The organism is Streptomyces sp. NPDC002779 (assembly GCF_042888685.1).
Classification (GTDB): domain Bacteria; phylum Actinomycetota; class Actinomycetes; order Streptomycetales; family Streptomycetaceae; genus Streptomyces.
On record NZ_JBIAQC010000001.1, the window covers coordinates 1,083,362 to 1,095,733 of the forward strand.

11 protein-coding genes are annotated in these 12,372 nt (G+C 69.2%); all 11 read right to left on the bottom strand.

Annotated features, from left to right (window positions below; genetic code table 11):
* Nucleotides 1-4: 4 nt before the first annotated feature.
* The 11 genes from nuoL to ACFYW5_RS04990 are packed head-to-tail and all read right to left on the bottom strand — an operon-like array spanning nucleotide 5 to nucleotide 12,365.
* The gene (nuoL, locus tag ACFYW5_RS04940; RefSeq protein WP_389415482.1) at nucleotides 5-1,918 is read right to left on the bottom strand and encodes an NADH-quinone oxidoreductase subunit L; all 1,914 of its coding nucleotides are present in this window, start codon (nucleotides 1,916-1,918) and stop codon (nucleotides 5-7) included.
* Between the two features lie 14 nt (nucleotides 1,919-1,932).
* On the bottom strand, nucleotides 1,933-2,232 hold the full coding sequence (gene nuoK / locus ACFYW5_RS04945; RefSeq protein WP_250070882.1) for an NADH-quinone oxidoreductase subunit NuoK: 300 nt from the start codon (nucleotides 2,230-2,232) through the stop codon (nucleotides 1,933-1,935).
* Complete coding sequence (locus tag ACFYW5_RS04950; protein WP_389415483.1) at nucleotides 2,229-3,047, bottom strand: NADH-quinone oxidoreductase subunit J; 819 nt, start codon at nucleotides 3,045-3,047, stop codon at nucleotides 2,229-2,231. The genes nuoK and ACFYW5_RS04950 overlap by 4 nt, the downstream gene beginning before the upstream one ends.
* Complete coding sequence (gene nuoI / locus ACFYW5_RS04955) at nucleotides 3,044-3,685, bottom strand: NADH-quinone oxidoreductase subunit NuoI (protein ID WP_389415484.1); 642 nt, start codon at nucleotides 3,683-3,685, stop codon at nucleotides 3,044-3,046. The genes ACFYW5_RS04950 and nuoI overlap by 4 nt, the downstream gene beginning before the upstream one ends.
* Nucleotides 3,678-5,042: an NADH-quinone oxidoreductase subunit NuoH gene (gene nuoH, locus ACFYW5_RS04960; protein WP_389415485.1), complete on the bottom strand. Its 1,365-nt coding sequence runs from the start codon at nucleotides 5,040-5,042 to the stop codon at nucleotides 3,678-3,680. Before nuoH ends, nuoI begins: the two co-directional genes overlap by 8 nt.
* On the bottom strand, nucleotides 5,039-7,543 hold the full coding sequence (locus ACFYW5_RS04965; RefSeq protein ID WP_389415486.1) for an NADH-quinone oxidoreductase subunit G: 2,505 nt from the start codon (nucleotides 7,541-7,543) through the stop codon (nucleotides 5,039-5,041). The genes nuoH and ACFYW5_RS04965 overlap by 4 nt, the downstream gene beginning before the upstream one ends.
* On the bottom strand, nucleotides 7,540-8,889 hold the full coding sequence (gene nuoF / locus ACFYW5_RS04970; RefSeq protein WP_389415487.1) for an NADH-quinone oxidoreductase subunit NuoF: 1,350 nt from the start codon (nucleotides 8,887-8,889) through the stop codon (nucleotides 7,540-7,542). Before nuoF ends, ACFYW5_RS04965 begins: the two co-directional genes overlap by 4 nt.
* Entirely contained in the window at nucleotides 8,889-9,761 is an 873-nt protein-coding gene (nuoE, locus tag ACFYW5_RS04975) for an NADH-quinone oxidoreductase subunit NuoE (protein ID WP_389415488.1), read from the bottom strand. Before nuoE ends, nuoF begins: the two co-directional genes overlap by 1 nt.
* A complete protein-coding gene (locus ACFYW5_RS04980; RefSeq protein ID WP_389415489.1) occupies nucleotides 9,758-11,080 on the bottom strand; it encodes an NADH-quinone oxidoreductase subunit D in 1,323 nt (440 codons plus the stop codon). Before ACFYW5_RS04980 ends, nuoE begins: the two co-directional genes overlap by 4 nt.
* Nucleotides 11,077-11,814: an NADH-quinone oxidoreductase subunit C gene (locus ACFYW5_RS04985; protein WP_389415490.1), complete on the bottom strand. Its 738-nt coding sequence runs from the start codon at nucleotides 11,812-11,814 to the stop codon at nucleotides 11,077-11,079. The genes ACFYW5_RS04980 and ACFYW5_RS04985 overlap by 4 nt, the downstream gene beginning before the upstream one ends.
* Entirely contained in the window at nucleotides 11,811-12,365 is a 555-nt protein-coding gene (locus ACFYW5_RS04990) for an NADH-quinone oxidoreductase subunit B family protein (RefSeq protein ID WP_056552623.1), read from the bottom strand. Before ACFYW5_RS04990 ends, ACFYW5_RS04985 begins: the two co-directional genes overlap by 4 nt.
* Nucleotides 12,366-12,372: the final 7 nt, after the last annotated feature.

Below are 12,372 nucleotides of genomic sequence, written 5' to 3' on the forward strand. Positions count from 1 at the left end.
GGTATCAGACCGCCCTCATCAGCAGGGTCGCGGCGACGAGGAGTGCCGCACCGCCGAACATCGAGACCGCGTACGACCGCGCGAAGCCGTTCTGGAGTCTGCGCAGCCGTCCGGAGAGGCCGCCGACCGAGGCCGCCGTGCCGTTGACGACGCCGTCGACCAGGGTGTGGTCGACGTACACCAGGGAGCGCGTGAGGTGTTCGCCACCGCGGACGAGGACGACGTGGTTGAAGTCGTCCTGGAGCAGATCGCGCCGGGCGGCCCGGGTGAGCAGCGACCCGCGCGGGGCGACGACCGGCACCGGGCGGCGCCCGTACTGCAGGTACGCGGCGGTGACACCGATGACCATCACGGCCACCGTGGACGCCGTGACCGTGGCCGCGCTGAGCGGGGAGTGGCCGTGGTCGTGGCCGGTGATGGGCTCCAGCCAGTGCACGAAGCGGTCACCGACGCTGAACAGGCCGCCCGCGAAGACGGACCCGAACGCCAGCAGGATCATCGGGATCGTCATGGAGCTGGGCGACTCGTGCGGGTGCGGCTCACGGCCGTGCTCGTCGGCCTGCCAGCGCTTCTCGCCGAAGAACGTCATCAGCATCACGCGCGTCATGTAGTACGCCGTGATCGCGGCGCCCAGCAGGGCACAGCCGCCGAGGATCCAGCCCTCGGTGCCGCCCTTGGCGAACGCCGACTCGATGATCTTGTCCTTGGAGAAGAAGCCGGACAGGCCCGGGAAGCCGATGATCGCGAGGTAGCCGAGGCCGAAGGTGATGAAGGTGATCGGCATGTACTTCCTGAGGCCGCCGTACTTGCGCATGTCGACCTCGTCGTTCATGCCGTGCATGACCGAACCGGCGCCGAGGAAGAGCCCGGCCTTGAAGAAGCCGTGGGTCACCAGGTGCATGATCGCGAAGACGTAGCCGATCGGGCCGAGGCCCGCGGCCAGGACCATGTAGCCGATCTGCGACATGGTCGAGCCGGCCAGCGCCTTCTTGATGTCGTCCTTCGCGCAACCGACGATCGCACCGAACAGGAGCGTGACGGCACCGACGATGGTGACGACCAGCTGGGCGTCGGGCGCGGCGTTGAAGATCGCGCCGGAGCGGACGATCAGGTAGACGCCCGCGGTCACCATCGTCGCCGCGTGGATCAGGGCCGAGACCGGGGTCGGGCCCTCCATCGCGTCCCCGAGCCAGGACTGCAGCGGTACCTGGGCGGACTTGCCGCAGGCCGCGAGCAGCAGCATCAGGGCGATGGCGGTGAGCGTGCCCTCGGAGGTCTCGCCGACGAGCCCGGGCTCCTCGCGGGTGCCGAGGAACGGGCCGAAGGCGAAGGTCCCGAAGGTGGTGAACATGATCATGATCGCGATCGACAGACCCATGTCGCCGACGCGGTTGACCAGGAACGCCTTCTTCGCGGCCGTCGCGGCACTGGGCTTGTGCTGCCAGAAGCCGATCAGCAGGTACGAGGCCAGACCGACGCCCTCCCAGCCGACGTACAGCAGCAGGTAGTTGTCGGCGAGGACGAGCAGCAGCATCGCCGCGAGGAACAGGTTCAGATAGCCGAAGAAGCGGCGGCGCCGCTCGTCGTGCTCCATGTACCCGATCGAGTACAGGTGGATCAGCGAGCCGACACCGGTGATCAGCAGGACGAACGTCATCGACAGCTGGTCCAGGCGGAAGGCGACGTCCGCCTGGAAGCCCTCCACCGGGATCCAGCTGAACAGATGCTGGGTCAGCGTCCGGTGGTCGGCGTCCTTGCCGAGCAGGTCGACGAAGAGGATCGCGCCGAACACGAAGGACACGGCCGCGAGGAGCGTGCCGATCCAGTGTCCGACGGCGTCCAGGCGCCGACCGCCGCACAGCAGGACCGCCGCTCCGAGCAGGGGCGCCGCGATGAGCAGCGCAATCAGGTTCTCCACGATTCAGCGACCCCTTACAGCTTCATCAGGCTGGCGTCGTCGACCGAGGCCGAGTGGCGGGAACGGAACAGCGACACGATGATCGCGAGCCCGACCACGACCTCCGCGGCGGCGACGACCATCGTGAAGAAGGCGAGGATCTGGCCGTCGAGATTGCCGTGCATCCGGGAGAAGGCGACGAGCGAGAGGTTGCAGGCGTTGAGCATCAGCTCGACGCACATGAACACCACGATCGCGTTGCGCCGGATCAGTACGCCGGTGGCGCCGATCGTGAACAACAGGGCCGCGAGGTAGATGTAGTTGACCGGGTTCACTTCAACGCCTCCCCGCTCTTGGTGCGCTCCAGGCGCTCCTCGGCCCGCTGTTCCAGGGCCTTGAGGTCGTTGAGCGCCTCGGTGGACACGTCACGGATCTGGCCGCGCTCCCGCAGCGTCTTGCTGACGGTGAGCTCCGAGGGGGTGCCGTCGGGCAGCAGACCGGCGATGTCCACGGCGTTGTGCCGGGCGTACACGCCGGGCGCCGGCAGCGGCGGCACGTTCTTGCCCTCGCGCACCCGCTGCTCGGCCATCTCGCGCTGCGTCTTGGCCCGCTCGGTGCGCTCCCGGTGGGTGAGCACCATGGCGCCGACGGCGGCCGTGATGAGCAGGGCGCCGGTGATCTCGAAGGCGAAGACGTACTTCGTGAACAGCAGGACGGCCAGGCCCTCCACATTGCCGCCCGCGTTCGCCTGGGCGAGGCCGTTGAACTCCGTCAGGGAGGCGTTGCCGATCCCGGCGAACAGCAGGATGCCGAAGCCGAGGCCGCACAGAAGGGCCAGCCAGCGCTGGCCCTTGATGGTCTCCTTCAGGGAGTCCGCGGCGGTCACGCCGACCAGCATCACCACGAACAGGAACAGCATCATGATCGCGCCGGTGTAGACGACGATCTGCACGACGCCCAGGAAGTAGGCGCCGTTGGCGAGGTAGAACACCGCCAGGACGATCATGGTGCCGGCCAGGCAGAGGGCGCTGTGCACGGCCTTCTTCATGAAGACGGTGCACAGGGCGCCGATCACCGCGACCGTGCCGAGGATCCAGAACTGGAAGGCCTCGCCGGTGGAGGTGGAGTAGGCGGCGAGCTGCGCGGTCATCGGCCGACCACCTTCCCCGACGCCGGTTCGTCCTCGCCGAACGTCGAGGCGGCCTCCTGCGGGACCTCGCCCTTGGAGAGCGCGACCTGCTGGGTGGTGCCCGGCGCGGCCTCCGTCACCAGGCCCCGGTAGTAGTCCTGCTCGTCCGTGCCGGGGTAGAGGGCGTGCGGCGAGTCGACCATGCCGTCCTCGAGACCGGCGAGCAGCTGCTCCTTGGTGTAGATGAGGTTGGCGCGGCTGGAGTCGGCCAGCTCGAACTCGTTCGTCATCGTGAGCGCGCGCGTGGGGCACGCCTCGATGCACAGGCCGCACAGGATGCAGCGGGCGTAGTTGATCTGGTAGACGCGGCCGTACCGCTCGCCCGGCGAGTAGCGCTCCTCGTCGGTGTTGTCCGCGCCCTCCACATAGATCGCGTCGGCGGGGCAGGCCCAGGCGCACAGTTCGCAGCCGACGCACTTCTCCAGGCCGTCCGGATGGCGGTTGAGCTGGTGCCGTCCGTGGAACCGGGGAGCGGTGGTCTTCTGCTGTTCCGGGTACTGCTCGGTCAGCCGCTTCTTGAACATGGCCTTGAAGGTCACGCCGAAGCCGGCCACGGGATTCTGGAAACCGGGCTTGGTCTCCTTGGGCTCCTCAGCCATCGGACGCCTCCTTTCCATCCAGAGATCCGTCGTCACTCCGAGTATTGGCCCCGCCACTGACAATCAGCTCCCGCTCCCGGCGCGAACGGCGTCGCGGCACCGGCGGCAGCTCCTGCCCGGGCAGCGGCGGTACGGGGAATCCGCCCGCCATCGCGTCGAATCCGGCGGCCGGGGCGGCGGGTTCCTCCTCCTTCGGCTTGCCGCGGAACATGTCCGCGACGAAGGAGAGCAGCAGGAGCACCAGGACGCCGCCGCCGACGTAGAGGGCGATGTCGGCGAAGTCGTAGTTCTCGTTGCGCAGGGTCCGTACCGTCGCGACGAGCATCAGCCAGACCACGGAGACCGGGATCAGGACCTTCCAGCCGAGCTTCATCAGCTGGTCGTAGCGGACTCGGGGCAGGGTGCCGCGCAGCCAGATGAAGAAGAAGAGCAGCAGCTGCACCTTGATCACGAACCAGAGCAGCGGCCACCAGCCGTGGTTGGCGCCCTCCCAGAAGGTGGAGACCGGCCAGGGGGCCCGCCAGCCGCCGAGGAAGAGCGTCACCGACACCGCCGAGACCGTCACCATGTTCACGTACTCGGCGAGCATGAACATCGCGAACTTGATCGAGGAGTACTCGGTGTTGAAGCCGCCGACCAGGTCGCCCTCGGACTCCGGCATGTCGAAGGGGGCGCGGTTGGTCTCGCCGATCATCGTGACGATGTAGATGAGGAAGGAGACCGGCAGCAGGACGACGTACCAGCGGTCGTGCTGCGCCTCGACGATCGTGGACGTCGACATCGACCCCGAGTAGAGGAACACCGAGGCGAAGGCGGCGCCCATGGCGATCTCGTACGAGATCATCTGCGCGCAGGAGCGCAGGCCGCCGAGGAGCGGATACGTGGATCCGGAGCTCCAGCCCGCCAGCACGATGCCGTAGATGCCGACCGAGGCGACCGCGAGGATGTAGAGCATCGCGATCGGCAGGTCGGTGAGCTGCATCGTGGTGCGCTCGCCGAAGATCGAGATCTCGTTCCCGGCCGGGCCGAAGGGGATCACCGCGATCGCCATGAAGGCCGGGATGGCCGCGATGATCGGCGCGAGGACGTAGACCACCTTGTCCGCGCGTTTGACGATGACGTCTTCCTTCAGCATCAGCTTGATGCCGTCGGCGAGCGACTGGAGCATGCCCCAGGGGCCGTGCCGGTTGGGGCCGATGCGCAGCTGCATCCAGGCGACGACCTTGCGCTCCCACACGATGGAGAACAGCACCGTCACCATCAGGAAGGCGAAGCAGAAGACCGCCTTGACGACGACCAGCCACCAGGGGTCACGGCCGAACATCGAGAGGTCTTCAGCGGCGAGGAACACACTCATGCCTCCACCTCCTTGGGTGCTCCGGTGGCGAGCGTCGCCGGGCCGATGCGGACGAGGGAGCCGGGCCGCGCCCCGGTGTCGGAGGCGACGCCGCCACCGGTGGAGTTCAGCGGCAGCCAGACCACCCGGTCGGGCATCGCGGTGATCCTGAGCGGGAGTTGCACGGTCCCGGCGGTGCCGGTCACCGCGAGGAGGTCGCCCTCCTTCAGCCCCGCTTCGGCGGCCGTGGCGGCCGACAGGCGCGCGTGGGCGGTGTGCCGGGTGCCGGCGAGCGCCTCGTCACCGTCCTGGAGGCGTCCCTGGTCGAGCAGCAGCCGGTGCCCGGCCAGCACGGCCTCCCCGGCGGCGGGCCGCGGCAACTGCGCCCCGGTCTCCAGGGGTTCGGTGGCCCGGGGCCCGTCCCAGGCGCCCAGCCGGTCCAGCTCCGCACGCGCGGTGCTCAGGTCCGGCAGGCCCAGGTGGACGTCCATGGCGTCGGCCAGCATCTGCAGGACGCGGGCGTCGGTCGGGGGCAGGCGGCGGGTCATGTGGTCGGGTTTGAGCGCGGCCTCGAAGAAGCGCACCCGGCCTTCCCAGTTGAGGAAGGTGCCCGCCTTCTCGGCGACGGCGGCGACCGGCAGGACCACGTCGGCGAGCTCGGTGACCTCGCTCGGCCGCAGCTCCAGCGAGACCAGGAAGCCGGCTTCGGCGAGCGCCACGCGCGCGCGTGCCGGGTCGGGCAGGTCGGCGATCTCGACTCCGGCGACCACCAGGGCCTGGAGTTCACCGGTGGCGGCGGCCTCCACGATCTGGCCGGTGTCGCGTCCGTAGCGGTGCGGGAGCTCGGCCACGCCCCAGGCCGCGGCGACCTCCTCCCGCGCGCGCGGGTCGGTGGCCGGACGGCCGCCCGGCAGCAGCGACGGCAGCGCGCCGGCTTCCACGGCGCCGCGCTCACCGGCCCGTCGCGGGATCCACACCAGCTGCGCGCCGGTCGCGGACGCGGCCCGTACGGCGGCGGTGAGCCCGCCCGCCACACCGGCCAGCCGCTCCCCTACGACGATCACCGCGCCCTCGGTGCGCAGCGCCTCGGAGGCCCTGGCACCGTCGCCCTCCAGTCCGACCCCGCTCGCGAGGGCATCCAGCCACTCGGTCTCGGTGCCGGGAGCGGCGGGCAGCAGGACGCCGCCGGCCTTCTCCAGGCCGCGGGTGCTGTGCGTGGCGAGCGAGAAGACCTGCTGGCCGTGCTTGCGCCAGGCCTTGCGCAGCCGCAGGAAGATCCCGGGCGCCTCCTCCTCCGCCTCGAACCCGGCGAGCAGGACCGCGGGCGCCTTCTCCAGGAGGGTGTAGGTGACGCCCGTACCGTCGAGGTCACGGCCGCGTCCGGCGACCCGGGCCGCCAGGAAGTCGGCCTCCTCGCCGCTGTGCACGCGCGCGCGGAAGTCGATGTCGTTGGAATCGAGCGCCACGCGCGTGAACTTGCTGTACGCGTAGGCGTCCTCGATGGTGAGGCGGCCGCCGGTCAGGACACCGGCCCGCCCGCGCGAGGCGAGCAGCCCCTGGGCCGCGATCTGCAGGGCCTCCGGCCAGGACGCCGGCACCAGTTCGCCCTCGGGATTGCGCACCAGCGGCGTCTGGAGCCGGTCCCGCTGCTGCGCGTACCGGAAGGCGAACCGCCCCTTGTCGCAGATCCACTCCTCGTTGACCTCGGGGTCGTCTGCGGCGAGCTTGCGCATGACCTTGCCGCGCCGGTGGTCCGTGCGCGTGGCGCAGCCGCCCGAGCAGTGCTCGCAGACGCTCGGCGAGGACACCAGGTCGAAGGGGCGGGAGCGGAAGCGGTACGCCGCCGAGGTGAGCGCTCCGACCGGGCAGATCTGGATGGTGTTGCCGGAGAAGTACGACTCGAAGGGGTCGCCCTCGCCGGTGCCGACCTGCTGGAGGGCGCCCCGCTCGACCAGCTCGATCATCGGGTCGCCCGCGATCTGGTTGGAGAAGCGGGTGCAGCGGGCGCACAGCACGCACCGCTCGCGGTCGAGGAGCACCTGCGTGGAGATCGGCACGGGCTTCTCGTAGGTCCGCTTGCGTCCCTCGAAGCGGGACTCGGCCTGGCCGTGCGACATGGCCTGGTTCTGCAGCGGGCACTCGCCGCCCTTGTCGCAGACCGGGCAGTCCAGCGGGTGGTTGATGAGGAGCAGCTCCATCACACCGTGCTGGGCCTTCTCGGCGACCGGCGAGGTCAGATGCGTCTTCACCACCATTCCGTCGGTGCAGGTGATGGTGCAGGACGCCATCGGCTTGCGCTGGCCCTCGACCTCGACGATGCACTGGCGGCAGGCGCCGGCCGGGTCGAGGAGCGGGTGGTCACAGAAGCGGGGGATCTCGATGCCGAGCTGTTCGGCGGCCCGGATGACCAGGGTGCCCTTGGGCACGCTGATCTCCACGCCGTCGATGGTCAGCGAGACGAGATCTTCCGGCGGGACCGCCGCCTCTCCCCCTCCGGAGGGAGCGCTCGTGGTCACAGTCATGCGTTCACCTCCGTACGGTGGTCGGCCCAGGCCGTCGACTTGGCCGGGTCGAAGGGGCAGCCGCGGCCCGTGATGTGCTGCTCGTACTCCTCGCGGAAGTACTTCAGCGAGGAGAAGATCGGCGAGGCGGCGCCGTCGCCGAGGGCGCAGAAGGACTTGCCGTTGATGTTGTCGGCGATGTCGTTCAGCTTGTCGAGGTCGCTCATCACGCCCTTGCCGGCCTCGATGTCGCGCAGCAGCTGCACGAGCCAGTACGTGCCCTCACGGCAGGGCGTGCACTTGCCGCAGGACTCGTGGGCGTAGAACTCGGTCCAGCGGGTGACGGCGCGGACGACGCAGGTCGTCTCGTCGAAGCACTGGAGCGCCTTGGTGCCGAGCATCGAACCGGCGGCGGCCACTCCCTCGTAGTCGAGGGGGACGTCGAGGTGCTCGTCGGTGAACATCGGCGTCGAGGAGCCGCCCGGCGTCCAGAACTTCAGCCGGTGGCCGGGCCGCATGCCGCCGCTCATCTCCAGCAGCTGGCGCAGGGTGATGCCGAGCGGGGCCTCGTACTGGCCGGGGCTCGCGACATGGCCGCTGAGCGAGTAGAGCGTGAAGCCCGGGGACTTCTCGCTGCCCATCGACCTGAACCAGTCCTTGCCCTTGTGCAGGATCGCGGGAACCGACGCGATCGACTCGACGTTGTTCACCACAGTGGGGCAGGCATAGAGGCCCGCCACCGCAGGGAAGGGGGGACGGAGCCGCGGTTGACCACGGCGGCCTTCGAGCGAGTCGAGCAGTGCGGTCTCTTCACCACAGATGTACGCCCCGGCGCCCGCGTGCACGGTGAGTTCGAGATCGAGGCCGCTACCGAGGATGTTCTTTCCGAGGTAGCCGGCCGCATAGGCCTCGCTCACGGCCGAGTGCAACCGCCGCAGCACGGGGACGACTTCACCCCGCAGGTAGATGAAGGCATGAGACGACCTGATGGCATAACAGGCGATGACGATGCCCTCGATGAGGCTGTGCGGGTTCGCGAAGAGGAGCGGGATGTCCTTGCAGGTTCCGGGCTCCGACTCGTCGGCGTTGACAACTAGATAGTGCGGCTTTCCATCTCCCTGGGGAATGAACTGCCATTTCATTCCGGTGGGGAATCCCGCGCCGCCGCGCCCGCGCAGACCGGAGTCCTTCACATAGGCGATGAGGTCGTCCGGCGACATGGCGAGCGCCTTGCGGAGTCCCTCGTATCCTTCGTGCCTTCGGTAGACGTCCAGCGTCCAGGACTTGTCCTCGTCCCAGAAGGCCGACAGCACGGGTGCGAGCAGCTTCTCGGGGCCGGTGTCTTTCAGCTCGGGTGCCAAGGTCATCACTCCCCCTCCTCGGCGGCAGGCCCGGCCGGGTGGGCCGGGTCGGAGGCCGATGTGTCCTGCGGCGCGTCGTGTGAGCTCAGGTGCTGCGTGGGTGACGGCTCGTGCACTGCCCTGTCCTGCGGCTCCTCATGAGGTCCGCCGTCGCGCGGGTGCACCACGCGCGCGGGGGCGGTCTCCCCCTTGGCCAGCTTGAGACCGATCAGCGAAGCGGGTCCCGCGCTTCCGCCGGCCTCGACTGCCCCTTCCCGCTCGTCGGGAAAGCCCGCCAGGACCCGGGCCGTCTCCTTGAAGGTGCACAGCGGCGCCCCGCGCGTGGGGGAAACCGGTGCTCCCGCGCGCAGGTCGTCCACCATGCGCTTGGCGCTCTGCACGGTCTGGTTGTCGAAGAACTCCCAGTTGACCATCACGACCGGCGCGTAGTCGCAGGCGGCGTTGCACTCGATGTGCTCCAGGGTGACCTTGCCGTCGTCGGTGGTCTCGCCGTTGCCGATGCCGAGGTGCTCCTGGAGCGCCTCGAAGATCGCGTCGCCGCCCATCACCGCGCACAGCGTGTTGGTGCACACCCCGACCTGGTAGTCACCGCTCGGGCGGCGCCGGTACATGGTGTAGAAGGTGGCCACCGCGGTGACCTCGGCCGTGGTCAGCTGCAGCATGTCCGCGCAGAACCGCATCCCGGTGCGCGTGACATGGCCTTCCTCCGACTGCACCAGGTGCAGCAGCGGAAGGAGCGCGGACCGGGAGTCGGGGTAGCGGGCGATGATCTCGCGCGCGTCCCGCTCCAGCCGGGCTCGGACGTCGTCCGGGTAGCCGGGCGCGGGCAGTTCGGGCATGCCCAGGCTGACGCCCTGCTCCGAAGAACTGGTGGTCACCGGTCGACGCCTCCCATCACGGGGTCGATGGACGCGACAGCGACGATGACGTCGGCGACCTGGCCGCCCTCGCACATCGCCGCCATCGCCTGAAGGTTGGTGAAGGACGGGTCGCGGAAGTGGACCCGGTAGGGGCGGGTGCCGCCGTCGGAGACGGCGTGCACGCCGAGCTCGCCCTTGGGCGACTCGACGGCCGCGTACGCCTGTCCCGGCGGAACGCGGAAGCCCTCGGTGACCAGCTTGAAGTGGTGGATCAGGGCCTCCATGGAGGTGCCCATGATCTTCTTGATGTGGTCGAGGGAGTTGCCGAGACCGTCCGGGCCGAGCGCGAGCTGGGCGGGCCAGGCGATCTTCTTGTCGGCGACCATGACCGGGCCGGGCTGCAGCCGGTCCAGGCACTGCTCGACGATCCTGAGCGACTGGCGCATCTCCTCCAGGCGGATCAGGAAGCGGCCGTAGGAGTCGCAGGTGTCGGCGGTGGGGACGTCGAAGTCGAAGGTCTCGTAGCCGCAGTACGGCTGGGACTTGCGCAGGTCGTGCGGCAGGCCGGTGGAGCGCAGGATGGGTCCGGTGGCGCCGAGGGCCATGCAGCCGGCCAGGTCGAGGTAGCCGACGTCCTGCATACGGGCCTTGAAGATGGGGTTCCCGGTGGCGAGCTTGTCGTACTCCGGGAGGTTCTTGCGCATCTTCTTCACGAACTCGCGGATCTGGTCCACCGCGCCCGGCGGCAGGTCCTGGGCGAGTCCGCCGGGGCGGATGTACGCGTGGTTCATCCGCAGGCCCGTGATGAGCTCGTAGATGTCGAGAATCATTTCACGATCACGGAATCCGTAGATCATGATCGTGGTGGCGCCGAGCTCCATGCCGCCGGTGGCGATGCACACCAGGTGCGAGGAGAGGCGGTTGAGCTCCATCAGGAGCACCCGGATCAGGGTGGCCCGGTCGGGGATCTGGTCCTCGATGCCGAGGAGCTTCTCGACGGCGAGGCAGTAGCCGGTCTCGTTGAAGAAGGACGTCAGGTAGTCCATGCGCGTCACGAACGTGGTGCCCTGCGTCCACGTGCGGAACTCGAGGTTCTTCTCGATGCCGGTGTGCAGATAGCCGATGCCGCAGCGGGCCTCGGTGACCGTCTCGCCCTCGATCTCCAGGATCAGCCGGAGCACTCCGTGGGTGGAGGGGTGCTGGGGACCCATGTTGACGACGATGCGCTCGTCGTCGGCGCGGGCCGCGGACTGGACGACCTCGTCCCAGTCGCCACCGGTGACCGTGTAGACGGTGCCCTCGGTGGTCTCGCGGGGGGAAGCGTGGGAAGTGCTCACGAGTACGACCTCCGCTGGTCCGGAGCCGGGATCTGGGCGCCCTTGTACTCGACGGGGATGCCGCCGAGGGGGTAGTCCTTGCGCTGCGGATGGCCCTGCCAGTCGTCCGGCATCATGATCCGCGTCAGGGCCGGGTGGCCTTCGAAGACGAGACCGAAGAAGTCGTAGGTCTCGCGCTCGTGCCAGTCGTTGGTCGGATAGACGGAGACCAGCGACGGGACGCGGCGGTCGCTGTCGGGGGCGCTGACCTCGAGGCGGATCAGCCGGTTGTGGGTGATCGAGCGCAGGTGGTAGACGGCGTGCAGCTCGCGGCCCTTGTCGTGGGGGTAGTGGACCCCGCTCACGCCGGTGCACAGCTCGAAGCGCAGGGCCGGGTCGTCGCGCAGGGTGCGGGCGACGCGGAGCAGATGCTCGCGCTCGATGTGGAAGGTGAGCTCGCCGCGGTCGACGATCGTCTTCTCGATGGCGTTCTCCGGCAGGAGGCCCTGCTCCTCCAGGGCGCCCTCGAGTTCGTCGGCGACCTCGTCGAACCAGCCGCCGTAGGGGCGGGTGGCCGGCCCCGGGAGCCGGACCGAGCGGACCAGGCCGCCGTAACCGGAGGTGTCGCCGCCGTTGTTGGCGCCGAACATGCCGCGCTGGACGCGGATCTCCTCGCCGCCGTCGCCCCGCTGGCCGGGGAGGTTCTCGGTGCCGAGGTCCTTCTCGGGGTTGACGCCGTTGTTCGTGTCGCTCATCGCAGCAGCCCCTTCATCTCGATCGTGGGGAGCGCCTTGAGCGCGGCTTCCTCGGCCTCGCGGGCCGCCTCCTCGGCGTTCACGCCGAGCTTGGAGGTCTGGATCTTCTGGTGGAGCTTGAGGATCGCGTCCAGCAGCATCTCGGGCCGGGGCGGACAGCCGGGCAGATAGATGTCGACCGGGACGATGTGGTCGACGCCCTGCACGATGGCGTAGTTGTTGAACATGCCGCCCGAGGAGGCGCAGACCCCCATGGAGATCACCCACTTGGGGTTCGGCATCTGGTCGTAGACCTGCCGGAGCACCGGCGCCATCTTCTGGCTGACCCGGCCGGCGACGATCATGAGGTCGGCCTGCCGCGGGGAACCGCGGAAGACCTCCATGCCGAAGCGCGCCAGGTCGTAGCGGCCGGCGCCGGTGGTCATCATCTCGATGGCGCAGCAGGCGAGGCCGAAGGTGGCCGGGAAGACGGACGCCTTGCGCACCCAGCCCGCGGCCTGCTCGACGGTGGTCAGCAGGAAGCCGCTCGGCAGTTTTTCTTCGAGTCCCATGAGTTAA

What these genes read in the sequence shown, in the direction of transcription:
- ACFYW5_RS04950 (WP_389415483.1), bottom strand. Translation starts at nt 3,047, where the DNA reads ATGACCGCGCAGCTCGCCGCCTACTCCACCTCCACCGGCGAGGCCTTC.
- nuoI (WP_389415484.1), bottom strand. Translation starts at nt 3,685, where the DNA reads ATGGCTGAGGAGCCCAAGGAGACCAAGCCCGGTTTCCAGAATCCCGTG.
- nuoH (WP_389415485.1), bottom strand. Translation starts at nt 5,042, where the DNA reads ATGAGTGTGTTCCTCGCCGCTGAAGACCTCTCGATGTTCGGCCGTGAC.
- ACFYW5_RS04965 (WP_389415486.1), bottom strand. Translation starts at nt 7,543, where the DNA reads ATGACTGTGACCACGAGCGCTCCCTCCGGAGGGGGAGAGGCGGCGGTC.
- nuoF (WP_389415487.1), bottom strand. Translation starts at nt 8,889, where the DNA reads ATGACCTTGGCACCCGAGCTGAAAGACACCGGCCCCGAGAAGCTGCTC.
- ACFYW5_RS04985 (WP_389415490.1), bottom strand. Translation starts at nt 11,814, where the DNA reads ATGAGCGACACGAACAACGGCGTCAACCCCGAGAAGGACCTCGGCACC.
- ACFYW5_RS04990 (WP_056552623.1), bottom strand. Translation starts at nt 12,365, where the DNA reads ATGGGACTCGAAGAAAAACTGCCGAGCGGCTTCCTGCTGACCACCGTC.